Annotated in this window: 21 protein-coding genes; 8 read left to right on the top strand and 13 right to left on the bottom strand. The window is 65.2% G+C overall.

Annotated features, from left to right (window positions below; translation table 11 throughout):
* Window positions 1-8: 8 nt before the first annotated feature.
* From GKC30_RS06110 to GKC30_RS06060, 11 genes are all read right to left on the bottom strand, one after another.
* Window positions 9-1,214 (bottom strand): tetratricopeptide repeat protein, encoded by a 1,206-nt coding sequence (locus GKC30_RS06110; protein WP_155933111.1) that lies wholly within the window; start codon window positions 1,212-1,214, stop codon window positions 9-11.
* The gene (locus GKC30_RS06105) at window positions 1,211-1,870 is read right to left on the bottom strand and encodes an energy transducer TonB (protein WP_155933108.1); all 660 of its coding nucleotides are present in this window, start codon (window positions 1,868-1,870) and stop codon (window positions 1,211-1,213) included. The genes GKC30_RS06110 and GKC30_RS06105 overlap by 4 nt, the downstream gene beginning before the upstream one ends.
* Window positions 1,870-2,280, bottom strand: a complete 411-nt coding sequence (locus GKC30_RS06100) for an ExbD/TolR family protein (protein WP_155933106.1) — start codon at window positions 2,278-2,280, stop codon at window positions 1,870-1,872. Before GKC30_RS06100 ends, GKC30_RS06105 begins: the two co-directional genes overlap by 1 nt.
* A gap of 4 nt (window positions 2,281-2,284) precedes the next feature.
* Window positions 2,285-2,884 carry a MotA/TolQ/ExbB proton channel family protein gene (locus tag GKC30_RS06095; RefSeq protein WP_155933104.1) on the bottom strand — a complete coding sequence of 200 codons (600 nt, stop codon included), beginning with the start codon at window positions 2,882-2,884 and terminating at the stop codon, window positions 2,285-2,287.
* Entirely contained in the window at window positions 2,871-4,289 is a 1,419-nt protein-coding gene (locus GKC30_RS06090; protein ID WP_155933102.1) for a MotA/TolQ/ExbB proton channel family protein, read from the bottom strand. Before GKC30_RS06090 ends, GKC30_RS06095 begins: the two co-directional genes overlap by 14 nt.
* Complete coding sequence (locus GKC30_RS06085) at window positions 4,286-5,041, bottom strand: DUF3450 domain-containing protein (RefSeq protein ID WP_155933100.1); 756 nt, start codon at window positions 5,039-5,041, stop codon at window positions 4,286-4,288. Before GKC30_RS06085 ends, GKC30_RS06090 begins: the two co-directional genes overlap by 4 nt.
* A gap of 286 nt (window positions 5,042-5,327) precedes the next feature.
* Window positions 5,328-5,651 (bottom strand): hypothetical protein, encoded by a 324-nt coding sequence (locus GKC30_RS06080; protein ID WP_155933098.1) that lies wholly within the window; start codon window positions 5,649-5,651, stop codon window positions 5,328-5,330.
* 51 nt (window positions 5,652-5,702) lie between these two features.
* Window positions 5,703-7,379: a PepSY-associated TM helix domain-containing protein gene (locus tag GKC30_RS06075; protein WP_155933096.1), complete on the bottom strand. Its 1,677-nt coding sequence runs from the start codon at window positions 7,377-7,379 to the stop codon at window positions 5,703-5,705.
* A gap of 9 nt (window positions 7,380-7,388) precedes the next feature.
* A complete protein-coding gene (locus GKC30_RS06070) occupies window positions 7,389-9,746 on the bottom strand; it encodes a TonB-dependent receptor (protein ID WP_196772829.1) in 2,358 nt (785 codons plus the stop codon).
* A 211-nt stretch (window positions 9,747-9,957) separates the two neighbouring features.
* Window positions 9,958-11,025: a FecR family protein gene (locus GKC30_RS06065; RefSeq protein ID WP_196772828.1), complete on the bottom strand. Its 1,068-nt coding sequence runs from the start codon at window positions 11,023-11,025 to the stop codon at window positions 9,958-9,960.
* Window positions 11,018-11,593, bottom strand: coding sequence for an RNA polymerase sigma factor (locus GKC30_RS06060; protein WP_196772827.1), 576 nt, complete (start codon window positions 11,591-11,593; stop codon window positions 11,018-11,020). Before GKC30_RS06060 ends, GKC30_RS06065 begins: the two co-directional genes overlap by 8 nt.
* A 193-nt stretch (window positions 11,594-11,786) precedes the next feature.
* Here GKC30_RS06060 and GKC30_RS06055 point away from each other — a divergent pair, with 193 nt between their 5' ends.
* Together GKC30_RS06055 and GKC30_RS06050 are read left to right on the top strand one after the other, a co-directional pair.
* Complete coding sequence (locus tag GKC30_RS06055; RefSeq protein ID WP_155933088.1) at window positions 11,787-12,530, top strand: queuosine precursor transporter; 744 nt, start codon at window positions 11,787-11,789, stop codon at window positions 12,528-12,530.
* Between the two features lie 83 nt (window positions 12,531-12,613).
* Window positions 12,614-13,012, top strand: coding sequence for a hypothetical protein (locus GKC30_RS06050; RefSeq protein WP_155933086.1), 399 nt, complete (start codon window positions 12,614-12,616; stop codon window positions 13,010-13,012).
* A gap of 104 nt (window positions 13,013-13,116) precedes the next feature.
* On the opposite strand, the gene GKC30_RS06045 is transcribed toward GKC30_RS06050, so the two are convergent.
* Together GKC30_RS06045 and argS are read right to left on the bottom strand one after the other, a co-directional pair.
* Entirely contained in the window at window positions 13,117-13,848 is a 732-nt protein-coding gene (locus GKC30_RS06045) for an SPOR domain-containing protein (RefSeq protein ID WP_155933084.1), read from the bottom strand.
* Window positions 13,849-13,872: 24 nt separating this feature from the next.
* Entirely contained in the window at window positions 13,873-15,516 is a 1,644-nt protein-coding gene (argS, locus tag GKC30_RS06040) for an arginine--tRNA ligase (protein ID WP_155933082.1), read from the bottom strand.
* A gap of 356 nt (window positions 15,517-15,872) precedes the next feature.
* Here argS and GKC30_RS06035 point away from each other — a divergent pair, with 356 nt between their 5' ends.
* The 6 genes from GKC30_RS06035 (at window position 15,873) to GKC30_RS06010 (ending at window position 21,897) form a co-directional block, all read left to right on the top strand.
* Window positions 15,873-16,280: a hypothetical protein gene (locus GKC30_RS06035; RefSeq protein ID WP_155933080.1), complete on the top strand. Its 408-nt coding sequence runs from the start codon at window positions 15,873-15,875 to the stop codon at window positions 16,278-16,280.
* A gap of 3 nt (window positions 16,281-16,283) precedes the next feature.
* A complete protein-coding gene (gene radA / locus GKC30_RS06030) occupies window positions 16,284-17,609 on the top strand; it encodes a DNA repair protein RadA (RefSeq protein ID WP_367614006.1) in 1,326 nt (441 codons plus the stop codon).
* A 128-nt stretch (window positions 17,610-17,737) separates the two neighbouring features.
* Window positions 17,738-19,078 (top strand): phosphoglucose isomerase-related protein, encoded by a 1,341-nt coding sequence (locus tag GKC30_RS06025; protein ID WP_155933078.1) that lies wholly within the window; start codon window positions 17,738-17,740, stop codon window positions 19,076-19,078.
* A 76-nt stretch (window positions 19,079-19,154) separates the two neighbouring features.
* Complete coding sequence (locus GKC30_RS06020; protein WP_155933076.1) at window positions 19,155-20,579, top strand: ATP-binding protein; 1,425 nt, start codon at window positions 19,155-19,157, stop codon at window positions 20,577-20,579.
* Between the two features lie 21 nt (window positions 20,580-20,600).
* On the top strand, window positions 20,601-21,377 hold the full coding sequence (locus tag GKC30_RS06015) for a hypothetical protein (protein WP_155933074.1): 777 nt from the start codon (window positions 20,601-20,603) through the stop codon (window positions 21,375-21,377).
* 52 nt (window positions 21,378-21,429) lie between these two features.
* Window positions 21,430-21,897 (top strand): LysM peptidoglycan-binding domain-containing protein, encoded by a 468-nt coding sequence (locus tag GKC30_RS06010; protein ID WP_155933072.1) that lies wholly within the window; start codon window positions 21,430-21,432, stop codon window positions 21,895-21,897.
* Window positions 21,898-21,996 lie beyond the last annotated feature (99 nt).

Genomic DNA, 21,996 nt, shown 5'->3' with positions numbered 1-21,996 from the left:
GAGGCCGGTCAGCGGGTCCGCTTCGCGTCGATGCCGTCGATTTCGGCGCGTACGGCGAGCATGTCTTCCAGTACCACAAGGTAGGGCGCAGCGCGGCGTCGGTGGCTTTCGAGCCCGGCCAGACGGCGGAACTCGCGGCTGGCCCGTTCCCATTCGCGTTTTTCCCAGGCGCACAGGGCGATGAAGAACCGCGCCTCCGGGTTGTCCGCGCTCTCCAGGATGCGGCGAAACGCCGCCTCGGCCGCCTCGAATTTCCGGTGGCGGTAAAGGGCCTTGCCCGCCTCCAGGGCGGCGGTCGGGTTGCTCCTGTGGTGCTCGAGGAGGGTCACGGCCTGTGCGGTCCTGCCCGCTGAGGCCAGCAGGGCCGCCACCTTGATGGCCTCCTCGGGCGTCGGGTTCTGGCCGTAGGTGCGCGTCAGGGTCGCGGCGGCCAGCAGGGGGGCACCCTGGTAGGCATAGAGGTTGGCCAGCCGTTCCACCTCCTGGCGCGTGGGTGCGGCGAGGCTGTGGGCGATCTCCAGGGCTGCGCTCGCCTTGGCGTACTCTTCGCGGTCCAGGTGCAGCCGTGCCAGCACCTTCCAATACTCGCCTTCGTCGGGGTGGTCGTTGAGAAAGCGAAGCACCATGGCCTCGGCCTGGGCCGGGCGTTTTGCTTCTATCAGGGCGTGGATGGTCAACTGGACCCATTGTTTGCGTGGCTTGGCCTCCTGGTTGAGAAGGGAGGTGAGCACTCTGGCCGCTGCCTGGAAGTCCTCGCCGAGGTAGTAGGCGCTTCCTGCCTGGAAGAGCAGGTCCGGCGCTGGTTTTTCCTGCAGGGAATGGGCCTTTTCGAAGAACCCTCCCGCCTCGGCATGTCGTTCAAGTTCATACAGGACCACTCCGGTGTTCAGGCACAGGTACTGATTGTCCGGGTGCGCGGTGTGGCCGGTTTTGAAAGCCGCCAGGGCTTCGGTTTTCTTGCCGCTCTGGTGCAGTGCGCCGCCGAGCACGAGGTACACCTCGGCGTCCACATTGCCCTGGGCGGTGTCCATGTATTCCCTGAGCAGCTTCACGGCTTCGGTGAATTGTTTTTCATCCATGAGCCGATGGGCCGCGTGCAGCGCCTGACGGGCCTGGGGCGGGATGGCGGCACGGGCAGGCCCGCTGAACAGCGCGATGGCAAAGAGGCTCAGTAGCAGGGCGGGAACAAGGGAGAGAGAGCGTGGCGAATTCATCGGGTCAACTCGAAGGTGAAGGGGAGCAGGACCCAGGTGTCCACGGCGCGGCCCTGGTAGCGTCCGGGCTGGAACTTCCAGCGTTTGGCGGCGGCCAGGGCGGCTTTGTCAAAGACGCCCGGAGGATTGGTCGAGTGGATGGTCACGTTGGTGGGCTCGCCCTGGCTGGTGACCAGCATACGCACCACCACCTCGCCCTCGATGCGGCTGCGCTGCGCCGTGTACGGATACTCGGGCGGAACGCTGCGCAGGGGATGGGGCACCTCGTCCACCTCGTCCATGGAGAAGCCGACGCCGCCCAGGTCCATGTCGGGAATGGCGATGCCACCGCCCAGTCCGGGATGCAGGTCCGCGCTGAAGCTCGGCAGAGAGACGGACATCTGGGGTTTGTTGGCCTGGGTTTTTGATCTCTGGGATACCGTCTTTGGCAGTTTCTCCGGGGGCTTCGTCTCTTCGAGCTTCTTGGGCTTGGGCGGCTCCGGCGGAGTGTCGGCGCGGGGAACGGCGAGACGGATGGCTCCGGTGATTTCGGAGTGGGTGGCGGGCTGGCGGCCGTCGTTGAGCAACAGCACGCCCACATAGGCCAGCCCGGCGATCATGACCGCAGCCATGCAGGCGGCGGCGAATTCACGCGAGTCGCCAGTCCTGCGGAGCATTACTGCCGCCTCGCCGCGATGCTGATGTTGCGCACCCCTGCCAGTCGGCACTGGTCCAGCACCTGGACCGCCGCTCCGGTGGAGCTGTCCCTGTCTGCCACGATGACCACTGATCCGTCGGGGGTCTCGGCCAGGAAGCGCTCCATGTAGGCGCGCACCGAGCGGATGTCCAGGGGGCGCCCTTCGACGAATATCCTGCCTTCGGCGGTCAGGCCGAGGATGACGTTGGCCTTTTCCATGGTCTCGGCCGACTGGGCCGAGGGGCGCTGGACCTCAACGCCCGCTTCGCGCACGAAGCTGGTAGTGACCACGAAGAAGATGAGCAGAATGAAGACGATATCAATGAGCGGGGTCATGTTGATGTCGCTTCGGCGCGAGCGCCTGCCTCGGGTGTACCGGATGCTTCTCATGGGGCTACTCCGTGCGGGCCAGCAGGCGGATGCAGAAGAGTTCCATGCGGTCTCCGAGCTTCTGGGCGCGTCGCATGAGCAGGCAGCCCAGCACCAGTCCGGGCACGGCCACCACAAGTCCGCTCTGGGTGGTGATCAGCGCCGCCGAGATGCCGGAGGCCAGGGCGCGGGCGTTGCCCGTGCCGAACTGGGCGATGGCTTCAAAGGTGGTGATCATTCCCGACACCGTGCCGAGCAGGCCCAGCAGGGGGGCAATGACGGCCACCAGGATGATGGTGCCGATGTGCCGTCGGGCCATGTCCGCCTGTTTGGCGCGCAGGGCGGCGAGCATCTTGCGGTTGAGGTCCGGGTCGTCGCAGCGCTCGCGCATGAATTGGCAGAGGATATCCCACTGCCATCGGGCCAGTCTGCTTCCGTCGCCGTTGGCAAAGGCCTCCAGGCACTGCTCGGGGGTGGCCTCGCGCAGCCGCTCGCGCAGGAAGCGGATGAGCTTGGCGATGGCCAGGGTCCACATGAGCAGCGAGAGGATGGTCAGGGGGACCATGGTGGACCCGCCTACCTGAAAGTGGTTGATTGCCAGTTCCATCAGGTCATGCTGCGGCATTGAGTTCCTCCGGCTTTATGATCTGTCCCTTCTTCATGAGGGCCACGGCCAGGCCGGTGCCCTTTTCCTCCATGTCGCCGACGATGGCGTCCACGCGGCGTTCAAGGATATGGTGCAGGATGATGATGGGCACGGCCACGGCCAGCCCGAGCTGGGTGGTGACCAGGGCCTCGGAGATGCCGCCGGACATCATGCGCGGGTCGCCAGTGCCGTGCACGGTGATGATCTGGAAGGTGTTGATCATGCCGGTGACCGTGCCGAGCAGACCAAGCAGCGGAGCCACTGCGGCCAGCACGTTGAGGGTGGGCAGAAAGCGCTCCAGGGCCGGCAGTTCCTTGAGCAGTCCCTCCTGGTAGGCGTTCTCCACGACTTCCTTGGTGTTGCCCATGTATTTGAGCGTGTGGTCGATGATGCGGCAAGTGGGGAATTGCGAGCGCTCGCGGCAGAAATCGCGGCACTGCTTCCATTCGCCCGCATTCACCAGGCCAAGGATGGTCTTCATGTTGCGGTCCGAGTTGCCCCTGACCCGGCTGAGGAAATAGAAGCGCTCGGCCACCAGCCCGAGGGCCACCACGCCCACCAGGATGATGGGCCAGACCAGCAGGCCGCCGCTGGCGAGCCATTCGCCGATGCCGCGCTGCTGCTGCTTGAGGCGGGCCAGTGCCGCTCCGTTGGAGATGTCGAGGGGAAAGGTATCGGCCTTGCCGTCGAAAAAGGCGTTCATCTCCCTTGAGAGGGACCAGCCCGGGGTGCCCTGGGCAGCCACGAGGTCGCCTCCGGCGGGCCGCAGAAAGCCGAGAGAGCCGTCGCTCAGGCGGTATGCCTGGGTGAAGGTGCCTATCCTGACCATTTCCCCGGACTGCTCAAGGCCGTCGGTGCCGATGAAGGTGCCGGTGCGGCGCACGATCTCGCCGGACGACTGCATCTCGTCGAGGTACAGGGTCAGCAGGTTGCGGATGCCCTGGAGCCCGGCGAACCTGTCGGGCTGGAGAATGTCGTCAAGCATGGGCGCACGCTCGGGTTGCTCTGGCGTGGTCAGGCTCTCGTGAAAGGCGTCCCGCGCCTGCTTGGCAGAGGTGCGGATGGCCCCGTCAATGGTTCTGATTTCGTGGGCCTGGGCGGCAAGCTCCTCTTCCAGGGCGGCCTCTCGGGCAAGGAGGGTCTCGTATTCGGCCTTGAGGGCGTCGAACTCCCGCTGCCTGGTGTCGATGCCCCGTTGCAGGGCGGCCCGTTCGCCGGTCAGCTCCTGGCGCTCCCGTGCAATGATGTCCAGTGTCTCGCGGGCGTTTTCCCGTGTGGCCTGGGCGACCTCGGTGGCGGCCCTGGCCGCACGGCTCCAGTCCTGTCCATGGGCGGCTGTCGCCAGGGATGCCATGAGTGTCAGGGCGAGAATCAGGCGGTTCATCGGGCACCTCCCACGGGCAGGACGAGCAATTCGACCGCCCGCTTGCGTTCGGCCATGTCCCTGGCCCGGCTCAGGGTTTTCGCGTACTGGGCGTCAAGGGGAGTCCACGCCTGGGACGCTCTGTCCCATGCGCCGGAGCGCTGCCCGTCGCCCGTCTGGTAGAAGAGAGCCGTTCGGCCCAGGCGGAAGACGGTAACCAGGGTGGGCTGGCCGTCAATGTTTAGCTCCTGGGTCGAGGTGCTCACGGTGCGGCCGTATTCCGCTTCCACCAGCAGGGCCTCGAAGACGCGGCGGAGCTTTTCGCTCAGTTCCAGCCGGTAGTCGTCCAGGGATTCCCGCAGGAACGCGATCCGGTCCCGGCGCTCCTCCTGCAGGAAGGGAAGGTCCGTGTCCACAAAGTGTTCGAGGCTCTCGACCACGGTCTCCAGGAAGGGCTCAAGCTCCATGCGGATGCGTTTTGCCTCCTCCTTGCGCCGCTCCAGTTCGGCAATGACATCGTGCTGCCGACGCACATACCGGGCATACTTCTCGTTCTGGAAATCAAGCCACGCCTCCAGGGCCTTCATGTCCCTGATCTCGGCGGCCAGGATTTCCTTGCTGTCTTCCCACTCGCGGAAGCTGCGCTGGGCCGAGGTCTCGGCAGATACCGCGGCCACGACGTTTCCGTGCACGTCCACCGCCGTGGCCGCGGCCGTGACCTGCGCTGACAGGATCAACAATACGGCCAGAAAGGCCGGGAACTTTTTGGTCATTCAGACACTCCTTGTGCGAACGCTCGATAACGACACAAATCCCCTTCCGCATGACGAAAACCGGCAGCGGCGACAGGGCTGGGCCGTCGGGCTTCAGGGCGTGGCGCCCATGAAGATTTTGATTTTCATTATCGCCTTAGGGCGTCTTTGTCCAGTGTTGTTTTGGAGATAATGAAGAAATTGTGGGCGTCCCTCCGACAAGAGGCGAATCGGACGGACGCCCGGGCTGTTCGCCCTTCAGGTGGAGCGGTTTTCCTTGCCTGCGAAACGCGGTCGGGGCAGCCGGTCAGATGCCGGCTCCCCGGGCCTTGTGTCCCGGTCCGGCGTCCACCTCCACCTCGTAGGGCACCTCGGGCCTCTCGAAGGTGCAGGTGCCGAAGTCGTCGGTTCTTCCCTGCCAGAGCAGGCTGCCGTCCGCCTTGTCGTAGATCTTAACCGTGGTCCTTGAGGCCAGTGCTCCGTTGGAAAAGAGCCCTTCAAGCTCCACCATGCCGTCACCCGCGTCGTGCAGGGTGAAGTAGAGGGTGTGGGCGTGGGCCTGCCAGCAAAGGGCCAGGACGAATAGCGGGGTCAAAACGAGGAGCGCCAGGGGGGTGGTTCTTGCTGTCATGGTATCTTCTCCGGTGGTTGCGGTTGAATTTGGCGGTGCGTGCGGAGCCGGTCACGAGGGGTCTGCAGTGGACCCGGCCACAAGGGGCCATTGGGCTCTGTGCACCTTTCCGTCCCATGAGGTGATTTCCACCCACAGCTCGGCCTCTTCCATGTTCTCGGGCAGTTGCAGCGGGGCAAAGGCGAGTTTTTCGGCTCCCATGACCCGGACGCCCCTCCCGCTTGATCCCCTGGCCCCGGTGATGCCGATGAGGATGGACCGGGCGTCCCGGTAGTGCCCGTCGGCGAAGGTCGGGAAGGCCATGACCCTGCCGCCCGGGTGCAGAAGCTCCGGCGACGGGGCGCGCATGTCCGGCGTGAGCCGCAGGGCGACGTGGAATACGCCTGTGCTGGCGGGCGCGTAGGTCAGGGTCGGCGGGGGAGCGCCCCGTCCGCCCATGGTGGTGGCGAGAACGATTCCCGCGGCTGCGCCGACGAGGATCAGCACATTGACATACTTGAACACGCCCATGGCCCCTCCCCACGGCCTGACCCAGCGCCATGCCCTGCGCCAGCCCAGGTCGGCGGCGGCCCGGCGTGTGCGGCCAAGGAAGATGAGCAGACCCGAGATGGACAGAAAGCAGGCCCCCGCGCCAAGGAGGAACCAGAGCAGTTTCATGAACATCCTGGCCCCCCAAGGCGCCCGCATGGGCAGCAGTTCGCCATGGTGCAGCTGGCTTATGCCCTGGAACAGGAAGTGCCCCAGGGAGAGGTCTTCAGACAGGAACGCCGCCATGATCTCGCCGCTGAATGGGTTGACCGCCACGGCGTTGGGTTCCGGGCCGAGCAGATATTCCCCCCGCTCGCCATGCACCACAAAGGGCATGTTGATGTTGGCTGGCGGCATCAGCCCGGTCACGACCATGTCGGGATAGGCGGCCAGGACCGTGTCCACGATCTCGACTCCGCTCAGGGGCGTCGGGGTATGCGGTCCAAGGGCTTCGAGGTCTGCCTGTTCCAGGCTGGGCGGGGCGGGTTGCGTCTTGACCACGTTGGGCACCAGCTCAAGGTGGGCCAGAGGGAAGTTGTAGAAGTACCAGGTTCCGCTCAGGGCGATGATCAGCAGGAAGGGCAGCGACCATAGGGCGATGAGCTTGTGCAGGTCGCCAAGGAGGATGCGCTGCCCGCGGTCCTGGCGGGGCCGCTTGAGAAAGCCCCGCCAGAATCGCCGGTAGGCGAAGAGTCCGGCAACAATGGCAACCAGCATGACCACGCCGCTGAAGTTGACCACGTAGAATCCGTACACGCCCTGGAAGAGCACCGCGTGCAGACGCATGAGGAAGTGCTGCACCGTCATGCGCGGTTGCTCGCCGAGGATGCTTCCGGTGTAGGGGTCAACGGAGACGTTGCGGCGCTGGTTGCCCGGGAGGATCACAGTGGTCGAGGCCGGGGCGTACCGCTGGTGGACGGCCGTGTCCATGTGGGTGATGCCCAGGCCGGGATACTCCCTGGCCACCGCGTCGTACAGGGCTCCGGGGTTGATCTTTGCCGCGTCCGGGCCGGGCGGCACGGTCCGCATGGTCGGGAAGACGAGCTGGTCCACCTCCGGGGCGAACACGGCAAGGGTTCCCGTGACAAGAACCAGGGTGAGCAGCATGGTGAACCACAGGCCCGCCGCTGAGTGGACGAGGTGGGCGATGCGGGCCATGGTCTTTCCGCCGCGGGGCGGGGAGGTGTTGGTTGCGGTCATGGGATATCCTTAGAACTCGTATTTGACGCCCACGCCGAACTCGCGGGGATTGCCCACGATGGCCCGTCCGATCTGGAGTTCGCTGACGGTGTAGAACTTGTCGAAGACATTGTTGACGTAGCCGTAGAGCGTGAACGAGGCGAGGTTGTAGCTGGCCTGCAGGTCCACCACGGTGTAGTCGCCGGCCGAGAGGCTGTCCCTGGTGTCCTCGCTCTTGTATTTGCCCACGTACCGGGCGCGGCCGCCCAGGCGGAGACCGTCGATGATTTCGTAGTCCGCTCCCAGGGACAGGGTGATGTCGGGCGAACGCATGAAGGACGCACCCTCGGCATTGATGCCGCCCGCTTTGGTGAACTTGTCGATCTTGGTCTTGAGCAGACCCAGGCCGCCGAAGAGGCGCAGGGAGTCGGTGGCCAGGTAGTCGGCGCTCAGTTCAAGGCCGTAGCTGTGGGCCTCCTCCGCGTTGGCGATGCCATAAATTACACTGCCAAAGGCCACGCCCGCCTGGTAGTTGAGCTGGTAGTCCTCGTACCGGGCATAGAAGAGGTTGGCGTTGAGCTGGAGACGGTCGTCAAGCATCCTGGTGCGGGCGAACAGCTCGTAGTTCCAGACGGTTTCCTCGTCAAAGGTGTTGAGGGTGCCGTCGGACCAGAGGACAGTGACGCCGCCGGGGTTGAACCCGCGGGAGACCATGGCCCCGATGCGCAGATCGTCGGTCACGTCGTAGCCGAGGACGGCCTTGGGCAGCAGGGCGTTGAAGGTCTTGTCGTAGTCGAAGTCGACGTTGTAGAGCGACCCGCCCGTGGTCAAGCCGGTGCGGTGCTGCCGGTCGCTCTCAAAGCGCAGACCCAGGGTCAGGTCGAGCCGGTCCGTGATGTCGTAGGTGGCTTCGGTGAACAGGCCGACACCTGTTTGCAGGTCCTTGAAGGAGCCCACTCCGGCGATGCTGTAGTTGAGATACTCGTCGGCGTAGGAGCGCTGGAGAAAGACACCCGCAAGGCCGGACAGCCCGGAATCCTCGGCCTGCCAGCGCATGATGGTTTCGTTGGAAAGCTCGCCCTTGTCCGTTGTCGCGGTTCCCGCGTTTTCCATGTCCACATACCGTCTGCTGGAGACGGCGGCGTAGGAGAGCCGGTTGCTGACCTCCACGGCATCGGAGAACTCGTAGCTCACGTCGTGGATGCCCGCGTTGGAGATGACATGCCAGGAAGGCAGGTTGACAGAGATGGATTTAAGATCCTTGTAGGGTTTTTTGACATATTCCGCTTGCGGTCCCTCGTTGTGCACCCTTGTGAGGGTGAGTTTCATTTTCATTTCCGGGACGGCGGAAGGTTCCCACAGCAGTTTTCCGCGCACAGTTCCGTTGAGGATGGTATTGGGGTCCGGGCCGTAGTCGTCGGTGGGCTGGATGTCCACAAAGCTGTCGCGCCGACGCATGTCGCCGGAGACGATGAAGGCCAGCTCCTCGTCCACGACGGGGCCGGAGAGGCTGGCCGAAAGGCGGCCGGATCGATAGTCGCCCACCTCGGCCTGGGCCTTGGCCTTGTGCTCGAAGGTGGGGTCGGCCGTGACCACGTGGATGGCGCCCGCGATGGAGTTCACGCCCTGAGAGGTGGTCTGGGGGCCGCGAAAGACCTCGACGCGGTCCACGTCCCAGACGGAAGTGGCGCCAAAAATGAATTCGTTGAAGCTGACAGGCCTGCCGTCCACAGTGATGGTCGCCCGGGGACGGGACCCGCCAAAGAAGGCGTACACGCCGCCCAGGGGGCCGCCCGCCTTGATGCCTCGGATGGTGGGGCCTTCGTTGCTCTTGCCGCCCAGGTCCACGTTGGGGGTGTACTGGAGGAGGTCGCTGACTTCCTTGAAGGCGGGGGTGTTGTCGATGTCCCTGCCGCTGACGACCGAGGCGGAGGAGGCGGTGTCGTACAGGGTTCGCTCGGCGCGCTCGCCAGTGACGATGACTGGAGCAAGGCGCAGACCCGAGCCAGTGTCCATGCCAGTGGCCGGTTCGGAGTCGGCGTCGGCCTCCCGGGCGGCGCTGTCAACGATGACAATGGCGTTGTTGGCGGAGCGCCGGGCCGCGAGGTTTGAGCCGTGCAGCAGGCGCGAGACCACTTCGTCGGCGGTGAACCGGCCGGTCACGGCCGGGGCCATGCGGTCGCGTACCATGTCGCCGGGGGCCACCACGGTCACGCCAAAGGCTTGTCCCGTGGCCGTCAGGGCCTGCTGCAGGGGCTGGGCCGGAAAGTCGATGTCGCGTACGTCTCCCTGGGCCAGGGCCGCCGGGGTCATGATCAGCAGTGACAGCGCCAGGGTCGCGGCCGTGAGCGCTGTGCGGCATGTTGCGGAAAGAATCTGTTTCACCACGTCAATGTCCTCCTCAGAACGAATGGGTGCGCAGGAATGGGGTGCGTCGGCAGGCCGCAGCGTGAAGTCCCGGACGCGACAAGCGTTGCGGGGCGTTGCGTACAGGCTCTGGGGCCGACTTTGGTGAGCGGAGTTTACTATCCCTCTACGAGATAAGACGCCTGAGGGGGGCTGGACGTAACCGCGATACGAAAAAAAAAGGGGTGAGTTGTCAGGGGGCGCTGCGTAGCTCGATGTCCGGGCCGACATGGGCCAGCCGGACGGGAAGCGCCTCGGTCAGGGTTGCGAGTATGCCCTGGATATCGTTGCCGTGGAAGGTGGCGGTGAGCCGGATGCGTCCTACGGACTCGTCCCGGATGCGGATGGAGCGGCGCTGATAGCGGTTCAAGTCCGCCACGATTTCGGCCAGAGGGGCATCGATGTAGACCAGCATGTTGTGGCGCCAGGGGGCCACGTCCTCGGCCCGGACCGATTCGACACGGACCGGCGCGTCGGCTTCCAGGGAGAGGCGCTCGCCCGCCGTCAGGACGCGGGAGATGCCGGATGTCGTGGCGGAATCGCCTGTCTGGTATTGAGCGGAGGCGTCCGGGTCGGCCAGCTGGGGGGAGGAGACGCTGACCACGCCGCTGGTCACGGCCACACGGGCTCCGAGCTCGCTGCGTCGGATGTCGAAGGCCGTACCGTGCACCGTGATCCGCAGGTCGCCGGATTCGACGACAAAGGGCCTGGACGTGTCTCGCTCCACCTCGAAAAACGCCTCACCCTCGCTCATCCGTACAAGTCTGCCGTGGCTGTCCATGGTCGCGGCGATGGAGGTGTTCGCGCCCAGGGTGACGCTGCTGCCGTCGTCGAGGCGCACGGTCCGCACTTCGCCGATGCGCGTGGCGTGGGCAGCCTCCCGGACCGGGGCAACACCGGGATCAACCGTGAGGTGAGAGATGGCGAAAACAAGCAGACCGCAGATCACGGCAACGCTGCCCACGGCCATGGGCTGCCTGCACTGCATACATTCGCGAATCCGGCATACCGCTCCGCGCATCGCCGCCCGAGCCCTTTCGCGCCACGACGGGTGGAAGAACGCCGGGTCCAACTGCTCGCGCCCGAGACCGCCCAGCTCGTGCCAGAACCTCCGGGCGCGGTCAAAGGCCTCCCTGTGGGAGGGGTCCGCCTCAAGCCAGGCTGCCAGGGCGCGGCTGTCCGCCTCGGAGACGTGGGCCTCGTCCAGGGTCGCGCACCACTCAAAGGCGGTTGTCATGATGTCGGTGCCGGGTTTAGCCATCTCGTTCTTCCGGGTTGGGGGTGTCCTCGCCCAGGGCCGCGTAGATGTCGGCTGCGGCCCTGGCCACATGCTTGCTGACAGCGGGTCTTGAGACACCCAGGGTCTCGGATGCCTCGGCGTGGCTCAAGCCCTCTATCCTGGTCAGGATGAAGGCCCTGCGGCGCTGCTCGGGCATGGCTCGCAGACAGGACACGGCGATGGCCACCTGCTCTTTGCCCGACAGGATGCGCTCGGGGGTCAGGGAGTGGTCGTCCTCCTGACCCAGCGCCTGCCGCGACTCAATGAGATACCGCTGGGCCACCCGCCTGGAGCGGAGGTCCGAGAGCGCCATGTTGCGGGCCGTGCGCCAGAGAAAGGCACGGATATTGTCCACCGTGCCCGGCTTCTTGTGCGCGGCCATGCGTTCGAAAGCGTTGTGGGCGATTTCCTCGGCCTGGTGCGGGCAGGAGCGGAAGTGCGCTCGCAGGTAGCCCACCAGGGAGTCGAAACACCCGTCGTACAGCTTTCGCAGGGAATCGTTGTAGCCGATGCAGAGAGCCTCTGCATCCCTTTTCTTTGTTCTGTCCAAGGATACCGCCATATCTGGGACTGTGTGAAAATGAGTTTCAATATCGGATAGTGGCGGGGCAAGAAAAAGTCAATGGGGAGTTTCAGGCGGGGAGGGTGGCTGTGCTTCCGGGCAAGACGGAGGGGGGAAGGGCCATGCGTTGCGCCGCCAACTTTGGCTTGACCTGTAGCGGGTTCGGGACTAGGCAACCCCCATGAACGAAACGCTCTGGATCGCCTTTGCCCTTGTGGACCTGTGCATGGTTCTGGTGGTGTACCGGCTGTTCGGCCGGGTGGGCCTGTTCGGCCTCATCGTCTTCAACCTGCTGCTGTGCAACATCCAGGTGCTCAAGACCGTGGAGCTTTTCGGCCTGACCACCACCCTGGGCAACGTGCTCTACGCCAGCGTCTTCCTGGCCACGGACCTGCTCAGCGAGTTCCACGGCAAGAAGGAGGCGCGAAAGGGCGTGCTGCTTGGCTTTGTGGCCCTGGTCATGATGGTGGCCTACATGCAGATCGCCCTGCTCTTCCAGCCTGCGGCCGATGATTTCGCCCAGCCGCATCTGGCCGCGCTCTTCGGCTTCATGCCGCGCATCGCCCTGGCCAGCATGGCCGCCTACCTCGTCTCGCAGATGCACGATGTCTGGGCCTTCCACGCCATTCGCGAGCGCACGGGCGGACGCATGTTGTGGCTGCGCAACAACGCCTCCACCGTGGTCAGCCAGCTCCTTGACTCGGCCATCTTCTGCTTCATCGCCTTCTGGGGGGTGTTCCCGCTCAACGTGTTCCTTGAGATCATGCTCTCCACCTACATCATCAAGGTGGCCGTGGCAGCCCTGGACACCCCGTTCATCTATCTGGCACGGCGCATGTTCCGGCGCGGGGCGGGCGACGCCGACCGGCTCGAAGACGCGGGCCGAGCCGACGGGACCGCCTGGCAGGCCGCGCACAAGCACTGACCCCCGGCCGGAACGGGCCAAAACGTGACAACGCTTCGGGGCGGGCCGTCAGGTCCGCCTCTTCTCATGTGCAGGATACCATGATGACACTTCTCGTTTATGCCCTTGCCTGGCTGCCCATGCTCGGCCTTGCCGTGATCAACGGCGTGATCCGCGAGACGGTCTACGGGCCGTATCTGCCCGAGCTTGCCGCGCACCAGCTTTCGAGCCTGACGGCCGTGTTTCTCTTCGCCGCCTATGCCCTGTGGCTCGGCCGGGTCCGCCCGCTGGCCTCGGCGCTTCAGGCCGTGCTGGCGGGAATCCTCTGGCTGGGGCTGACCGTGGCCTTCGAGTTCTTCATGGTGGTGATGCTTCAGGGCCGCCCTCTGACGGACGCCCTCGATGACTACGATCTGGCCTCGGGCCGGGTGTGGGTGCTGGTGCTCGTGGCCGTTGCCGTCCTGCCTTGGGCGGTCCGTCGGTTCGGAGCCGGGCGGCGCTGACGGCCGGACCCATCGCGTCCGGCCCGGCCCCATGACGGCAACCAAGCGCCCGCCACGGAACTATCCGTGGCGGGCGCTTGGTTGCCGTGGGCTGCGGGCAGGTGTCAGCGGGCGGTCTTTTTTCTGAGCAGGGGCTTGTCGACGCCGAATTTCGCCAGGGCGGCGCGCATGGTCTCGGTGGAGGCCGCCGTGCCGTGATGGAAGACCTGGACGCGGTGCCAGGTGGCGCCGTTGACATCGCCGGATTCCACACCGGCCTTGAGTCCGGCTGTGCCCAGCTTGTCGGCCAGGGTCTGGGCCATGTCCCGCTGGCGGAAGGAGGCCACCTGATAGACGTAGTCGAATACCGGATCGCCGGGCGCGGCCTGGGCGGCCGGTTGGAGGGCGGCCTGGGCCTGTGGCGCGGCAGGCGTTGCCGCGGCCTGGGGCGCCGGGGCTTGCGGCTGCACGGCTGCCTGGGGCTGCGGCCGAGGTGCCGGGGCAGCCGCAGGAGTCGGCTCGGGCGGCAGGATGTCCATGATCTTGTCGGGCGAGACCCTGAGGCGGTCGGGGTATTCCAGCTCCTCGGCCTGGAGGACGGTGGGAAGCGGTTGTTCTTCAGCCAGTTGGCCGTGCTCGGTGCGCGGCATGATCTGGCCGAGCCTGGGCACATCCGCCTCGGGCCGGTAGCCGCGTCCGATGAGGATGCCCATGACGAAGAAGAAGGTCAGGGCGAGTGCCCCCGCGCCGACCGCGCTGATCATGCCCGGCAGGGTCAGGGAGAAGTCCCATGTCCTGCCCGGCCTGCTCTGCTTGGGAGTTTTGACTTTGGGCGGCGTTGCGCCGATGTCTGCCATGATTTCCTTGCCCCCTCGCGCTCGCTACATGGATTGCGGGGCGTTCACGCCGAGCAGCCCCAGGCCGTCCCTGACCACCCCGGCCACGCAGCCCAGCAGCATCAGCCGGGCCGAGGCCAGGGCCGGGTCTGCCGAGAGGACATGGCAATTGGTATAGTATCTGTGCAGGGTGGAGGCAAGCTCCTGAAGATAGCTGCTGATCAGGTGCGGGCTCTGGGCGCGGGCGGCGGATTCCACATAGTCGGGATACTGGTCGAGCAGGCGCAGCAGGTCCATGTCGAACTCGGTGTCGAGCATGGCCAGTGAGGTCCCGTCCGGCCCGGCGGGGCTTACGCCCGCCTCGGCGGCCTTGGCAAAGAGCGAGCAGATGCGCGCATGGGCGTACTGCACATAGTAGACCGGGTTGTCCATGGTCTTTTGCTTGACCAGCTCCAGGTCGAAATCCAGCCGGGAGTCGGACTTGCGCGAGAGGAACATGAATCGGGCCGCGTCCGCGCCCACCTCGTCCACCACGTCCTTCAGGGTCTCGAACTCGCCCGCACGGGTGGACATGGCCACGGGCTCGCCGTCGCGCAGCAGGTTGACGAGGTTGACCAGGATGACGTGGAGCCCTCCCTTTTTGCCCAAGGCCTCGCAGGCGGCCATCATGCGCGGCACGTAGCCGTGGTGGTCCGCACCCCAGATGTCCACCACCAGATCAAAGCCGCGCTTGAACTTGTGGTCGTGGTAGGCGATGTCAGAGGCGAAATAGGTGGTGTCGCCGCCGGATTTGCGCAGCACGCGGTCCTTGTCGTCGCCAAACTGCGTGGAACGGAACCAGAAGGCGCCGTCCTGGTCGAATCCCAGGCCGCTGCGGCGCAGGTCCGCAAAGGTCTCGTCCACCAGCCCGTCGGCCACCAGACTTTTCTCGGAGAACCAGACATCGTGGCGTACGCCAAAGGCCCGCAGATCCTCCCTGATGCCCTCAAGGATCTCGTTCATGCCGTGGTCCTTGCAGATTTTCACGGCCGCGGCCTCGTCCATCTCCAGAATGTCCGGGTTGGCGGCCAGCACGTCGCGGGCGATGTCGATGATGTAGTCGCCCCGGTAGTAGTCCTCGGGCTCTGCCTCGTTGCGGCCTGCCAGCTCCTTGAGCCGGTACCAGATGGACGAGCCGAGGATGAGCATCTGGCGGCCCGCGTCGTTGACGTAGTACTCGGCCTCGACCTCGTGCCCGGCCTTTTCCAGGATTCGCACCAGGGAGTCTCCCAGGGCCGCGCCCCGGCCGTGGCCGATGTGCAGCGGTCCGGTGGGGTTGGCCGAAACATATTCCACCTGCACCCGGACGCCCTTGCCCAGATCGGATGCGCCGTAGGTTCCGTCCGCCTCGCGGATGACGGCCACGGTTTCCTGCCAGAAGCCGGGCGCGAAGGTGAAGTTGAGGAATCCCGGCCCGGCGATTTCGATGCGGGCGAGGCGCGGGTCGTCGGCCATGGCCTCCTTGATTTCCTCGGCGATGGCGCGGGGCGGTTTGGCCGCCTGCTTGGCCAGCATCATGGCCACATTGGCCGACATGTCGCCGAACCGCCTGTCCTTGGGCGGCTCGATGACGGCCTTGTCCGGCCACGCAAAACCCTTGTCGGCCAGCACCTTTTGCAGCGCATTTTCAAGATGTGTCTTCGCTCTCATGGCTTCCTGATCTCCTCCGGGAAAAGCTCGTGGAGGCCGCTTTAGCACGTTTGCCCCCGCAATCCAAGCGGAGAAGAGAGGGTGGCCCGACGGCCCGGCGGGGAATGGCGCCCGGTGGCGAGGTTGTCCACCTGTTTGCACGAAGCGCTCTTGCATTGTGCACGGAAGACGCCGCGATGCCGGGATGTGCCTGCGGGTTTGCCCTGCCTTGCGGCTTTTTTTCCGGGCTGGACATTTTGACGCAAAACACGGGATAGTGCGAAAACCCCGGACAGGCACTGCCGTGGCCCGCGACCATTGCGGGGCGGACCGGGACGGCGCCAGGACAATGCCACAGAAAACAAGGAGATTGGGATATGATCAAACATGCGCTGAGGTCCTTTCTGATCCTCATGACTGTTGCGCTGTTCGTCCCCGGACCGGCGCTTGCCGGAGGGGCCGATATTGCAGGAAGCTACGCCGTGGCGGGGTGGGACCCCGGTTCGGACCCCTCAGGGCCCAAGGACTATGAGGGCACTGTGGGCCTGACCGCCTGGGGAGAAGCCTGGAAGTACCGCGGCGAGATGGACGGCCACGTCTATGTGGGCGTCGGATTCTTTGACGAGTCTGCCGGGACCCTGAGCTTGTCCTTCACCAGCGAGGATGGTTCCGAGGCCGGTGTGACCGTGCTCAAGGCCACCGGGGACGGGTTTTCCGGCAAATGGGTCTTTGCAGGCGTCGGCAACGGCTTGACTGGGCGCGAAATCTGGACCAGGGCGCGGTAGCCTGTGAAAACCAGGGAAGCTTATCGTTGCGCCTCCTGCGGAGGGCAGTCGCCGCGCTGGCAGGGGCAATGCCCGTCGTGCAAGGAGTGGAACACGCTGGAGCCTGTGACGGTCAATCGGGCCACGGCCGCCCTGGCGGGCGGGGACAGCGTTCGGGACCACCCCCGGCTGCTGGAGGACCTCAAGGCAGAGGATCTGGCTGCGCGTCCTTCGGGTGTTGAAGCCCTGGACGCCCTGCTTGGCAGCGGGCTGGTGCCGGGCGCGGCCATCCTGCTGGGGGGAGAGCCGGGCATCGGCAAATCGACCCTGCTCCTGCAATTGGCCGGAGGGCAGGCCCGCCTGGGCCGCACCGCCGTGTATCTCTCGGGGGAGGAGTCCCTTCCCCAGCTCAAGGGCCGGGCCGAGCGGCTCGGCCTGCTGGGTCCCGGTCTGATGGCCCTGGCCACCAACAAGGTCGAGGATGCGCTGGCCGTGCTCGACGGGCCGAATCCGCCCGAGCTGCTCATTGTGGACTCGGTCCAGACCCTGGCCTCGCCACTGGCCGAGGGTATCCCCGGGTCCGTGGGGCAGGTGCGCGCCGTGTCCGGCGAACTGGTGGAGAAGACCAAGCGGACAGACACCACCCTGATCCTGGTGGGGCATGTGACCAAGGACGGGCAGATCGCCGGACCGAAACTGCTGGAGCACATGGTGGACACGGTTCTCTACCTCGAAGGGGACCGCAAGCATTTCTCCCGCGTGCTGCGGGTGCTCAAGAACCGATTCGGTCCCAGCGACGAGCTGGTGGTCTTCACCATGACCGAAGAGGGGCTCAAGGTGGTGGAGGACCCGGCCACCTTCTTTCTTGGTGCCCGGGACCCGAGCCTTTCGGGCACGGCCATGGCCCTGGCCGTGGATGGCCAGCGCCCCTTTGCCGTGGAGGTGCAGGCCCTTGTCTCCAAGTCGTTTCTGTCCATCCCCCGGCGTACGGCGCTGGGGTTTGACACCAATCGCCTCAATCTGCTGCTGGCCGTGCTGGAGAAGCGGCTTAGGCTCAACCTCGGCGGCCATGACATTTATGCCAAGATCACGGGCGGTCTGGCTTCCCGCGACCCCGGCCTCGATCTGGCCGTGGTTTCGGCCGTGCTCTCCTCCTACTATGACCGGCCGCTGCCCGAGATGGCCGCCTTCTGGGGCGAGATCGACCTTAACGGCCAGGTGCGGCCCGTGGTCGCCCATGAGGTGCGCCTCAAGCAGGCGGACCGGCTGGGCCATGAGCCGGTCTGTCACGCCGGGACCTGCCCGACCCTGGCCGAACTGCAGCGGACGCTTTTCGGCAAGCCGGAATAGCCCGCCGGGCGGAGCAGAGGCGTAGGTCCGCACCCCCGGCCCTTCCCTTTTTCGGGAATGCTGGTACTGTGGCCTTTCCTGTGACCGGCCTGTTTCAGGTCACGACCGTTCAGCCCAAGGAGGACACCATGGTCGATATGCTCGACTGGACTGGCGCGAATCTGGAAAATCTTGACACCGCCCCCCTTGAGGCGCGGGCTGGGGAGATGGCCTCGCGGCTGGCCGCGGAGACGGGCGCGGGCAGGCTCCCCTTTCTGACCATGCCCTACGGCCCGGCCCTCGGGGACGAGCTGGCGCAGCTCAAGGATTTTCTCAAGACCTTCGATCATATGCTTTTGCTTGGCATCGGCGGGTCGGCCCTGGGTGCGCGGGCTCTGCAACAGGCGTTCTTCCCCCAGCAGGACCAGCCGGGCCATGCCGGTCCCTGGCTGTGGGTGGCGGACAACGTGGACGCCTACGCCCTGGAGGCGTATCTGGCCAAATTGCCGCCCGAGAAAACCGTGGTGGTCACGGTCTCCAAGTCCGGGGGGACCATCGAGACCGTGGGGCAATATTTCATCGTCAAGGAGTGGATGCGTACCCGCCTGGGCGATGCCTGGGCCGCCCACATGCTCCTTGTCACGGACGAGGACCGGGGGTTCCTGCGCGGTGAGGCCGAGCGCCATGCCATCCGGGCCCTGCCTGTGCCCGACAACCTCGGCGGCCGGTATTCCGTGCTTTCGGCCGTGGGGCTGATCCCGGCCCTGTTTCTGGGCATGGACATCGACGCGCTGATGGACGGAGCGCGTCAGGTGGCTGCGCCCCTGGCCGCTCCCGGTCTGACCGGCGACGCCCTGGCCGCACACGGCTCCTTCCAACTGGCCGTTTGGGGCGCGGCGCTCCTCGAAAAGGGCTTTGATGAGATGATCTTTTTCGCCTATATCCCCTTGTGGGCGCGGTTTGGCGACTGGTTCGCCCAGCTGTGGGCCGAGTCGCTGGGCAAGGAGGGCAAGGGCAGCCAGCCCATCCCGGCCGTGGGCGTCACGGACCAGCACTCGGTCAACCAGATGTTCATGGACGGCATCCGCAACAAGGCATGCCTGTTCCTGACCTGTCCGAACCTGCCGCGGGGACCGAAGTTTCCCTCCGACCTGCCGGATCAGTTCGCCTATGTCCGGGGGCGGGATTTCGGGGAGTTGCTCCAGGCCGAGGCCCTGGGCACACGCATGGCCCTTTCGGACAGCGGGGTGCCCCTGGTGGAACTGCGCCTGTCCGACGACGGGCCCAGGCAGGCGGGCAAGCTCATCGCTCTGCTGGGAGCGGCCACCATCCTCACCGGCTGGCTCATGGGCATCAACCCCCTTGATCAGCCCGCGGTGGAGATGGGCAAGCGGCTGGCCAAGGCGCGGATGAACGCCGACGGGCTGACGGAGGAGAAGGCGGCCCTGAACGCCTTCCTCACGGCGGATCGCGATCTGCGGCAATTCTGATCGCTCCGGGGGCGGCCCGGATGGGGACATACCTACGACCGGCCGGGCCGATGGCCCGGTACAGGGGTTCACTTCGTTGACACAGCATAGCGACGGCGGCGGCAAGCCGCTCCAGTTCGTCAAGGTCATTTCCTGGAGCCTGTTCGCCATCATTCTCGGGTTCAGCCTGCTGCTGTCCGTCTTTATTTCCAAGTACGCGGAGCGCACCCTGCTGGACAAGCAGGAGAAATTCGCGCTGCTCCTGGCTGAGAACGTCAGCCATCAGGTGTTCACACGTTTTGTCATGCCAACGGTCATGCGCTACGGGGGCATCAGCCTTCGCCAGGAGGAGCAGTTTCGGACCCTGGATCAGGTGGTGCGCTCCACGGTCCACAGCTTCCACGTCACCTCGCTGCGCATTTACGATCCCCAGGGCATCATCACCTATTCCCTGGACAAGGACGAGGTGGGGCGCAAGGGCGATGCCCTGTTCATGGTCACCCGCACCTGGGAGACGGCCCGGTTCTCGCCCGAGATCCTGGCCAGGGTCTCCAAGTTCGCCTCGCTCTTCCGGGTCAGCCTCAAGCCGGGGAGCCTGACCCTGCGCGCCTACTATCCCCTGCGGGCCGAGCGCTCCCTGACCGACATCTCCGAAAACCCCATCATGGGCATCATGGAGTTCACCCAGGACATCACCCCCGACTTCATGGCCATGCTCAACTTCGAGCGGCTGGTCATCGCCTTTTCCCTGCTCACTTCGGTGGTGCTCTTCTTCCTGGTGCTGGCCGTGCTGCGCCGGGCCGAGCGCCTGAGCAACGAGCAGCTGCGCGAAAAGGAGCAGCTCATCTTCGAGTTGCAGCAGCAGGAGAAACTGGCGGGCATGGGCCGCATGGTGGCGGGCGTGGCCCACGAGATTCGCAATCCTCTGGGCATCATCTGCTCCAGCGCCGAGCTGATGCTCAAAAAGGCGGCCAAGGAGCAGAGCCCCCACACGCGGATTCTCGAGGCCCTGCACGAGGAGGCCAAACGGCTGACTCGCACGGTGGGCGAGTTTCTGGACTATGCCCGACCCAGGAAACCGGCCCTGGCCGCGGTCGATGCCGGGCGTCTGCTCGATCAGGTGGCCGTGTTCATGGAGCCCGAGTGCGAGAAGCTCGGCGTGGTCATTGACCGCGAGTACAGCGGCGATCTCACGGTGCGCGGCGACAAGGATCTGCTCTACCGCGCCTTCTACAACCTCATCGCCAACGCCCTGCAGGCCATGCCCGGCGGAGGCCATGTCTACTTGCGGGCCGCCCGCGACGAGGGCGGGCTGCACATCACCATCCAGGACACCGGCCCGGGATTCGTGCCCGAGCACATCGAGCAGGTGCGCGATCCCTTTTTCACCACCAGGGATGCCGGCACCGGCCTGGGGCTGGCCCTGGTCTCCACCATCCTCGAAAGCCACGGCGCACAGATGGATCTGAGCAACGCGGACGACGGCGGGGCGCGGGTGGACATCATTTTCCCGGCAGTGTAGCCGGAGGACGGGAGGCGAGCGATGTCCAAGGCGTGGATTCAGGCCAAGCACCCGGAGTTCGTCCGGGACCTGTTCAAGTTCTTTTGCCAGGCGTGCGAGACCCTGGAGCGGCAGATGGAGGGCTTTGACACCGACGGCACGGTGCAGTTCGAGGTGCTCAGGGACATTGTTGGCACCGAGATGGACAAGGGGCTGCTTTGGAGAATGAAGGACACGGCCCACCACGTCTTTCGCAACGACCCCCATGGCCAGCTTGGCGGCAGACTGCTCGACTGGGCCATCGGCTACATCTTCCACGAGACCATCAAGCTCAAGGAAGATGCCTACCAGAAGGAAAACTACGCGCCCTGGTTCCATGTCCAGATCAAGGGCGACCCCGGGAGCGCAGACGCCGAGCAGGATGTGGCCAGCCAGCTTTTCCTGGTACTCAGCCAGACCGAGGAATCCATGCGGCGCGAGATAGCCCGTATCCGCTTCATCATGGCCAAGTGCCGTCAACTGCTGCCCGGCTACCTGCATCGCCACAGCGACAACGTCCTGCTGGCCCGGTACATTTTTTCCCAGAACGGGCTGGTCAGGAGCGTGTTCCGCGACGAGTACGAGGGACTGATCCAGGCCATCTACGGCGACGAACCCGAGCGCATGTACGTTCTGGCCAGCCAGAGCCTGCGCATGGGCGGCTGGATCGAGGAAGCGGTCCAGGCTTTGGACAAGGCGAGGGAGGAGAACCCTTGCAGTAGAATTGTCTTGCAAGAAAAGAAAATAATTGATAATTGGGCAGATGGCATGCAGTCGTGAACTGTGTGCACAAGCGGGTATGGAAAGCGAATCAATTCCGAGGAGGCAATCAATGAAGAAGCTGATTTTACTTGCAATCGCCATGTGCCTTGTCTTTGCCTGGGGTTGCTCGAAGAAAGTGAAGACCGAGCCAGAAGTGGTCGTGGTCGAGGAGAAAGAGGTTATCGTCGAGCAGGTCGTTGTGACCGATCCGATGGATGTGTACAAGGCCGAGTACGACGCCCTGCCCGTGTCCCACACCGTGACCAAGGGCGAGTGCCTGTGGTGGATCTCCGAGTACAAGCACATTTACAACGATCCCTTCATGTGGCCCATGATCTACAAGGCCAACCGCGGCCAGATCAAGAATCCTGATCTGATCTACCCCGGCCAGCAGTTCGAGGTGCCCCGCTACGGTTTCGATCTGGAAGAGGTCAAGGCCGCCCGCAAGGACGCCGGAGCCCCCTGGAAGGCCCTTGAGCCCGGACAGGATGCCATGATTCCCGCCGAGATGCGCGCCGCTCTCGGATACAGCTTCTAGGACCGTCCTCTCGCGATCATATGGTCCGTCCACCCCGCCAGGGGTGGGCGGACCTTTTTGTTTGCGGGCCATTGGATAGCCATTGGAGCCCCGTGAGCT

It is taken from the genome of Pseudodesulfovibrio alkaliphilus (genome assembly GCF_009729555.1).
GTDB lineage: Bacteria > Desulfobacterota > Desulfovibrionia > Desulfovibrionales > Desulfovibrionaceae > Pseudodesulfovibrio > Pseudodesulfovibrio alkaliphilus.
The sequence above is the reverse complement of the archived record's forward strand: the minus strand, read 5'-3'. Positions and strand labels throughout refer to the sequence as shown.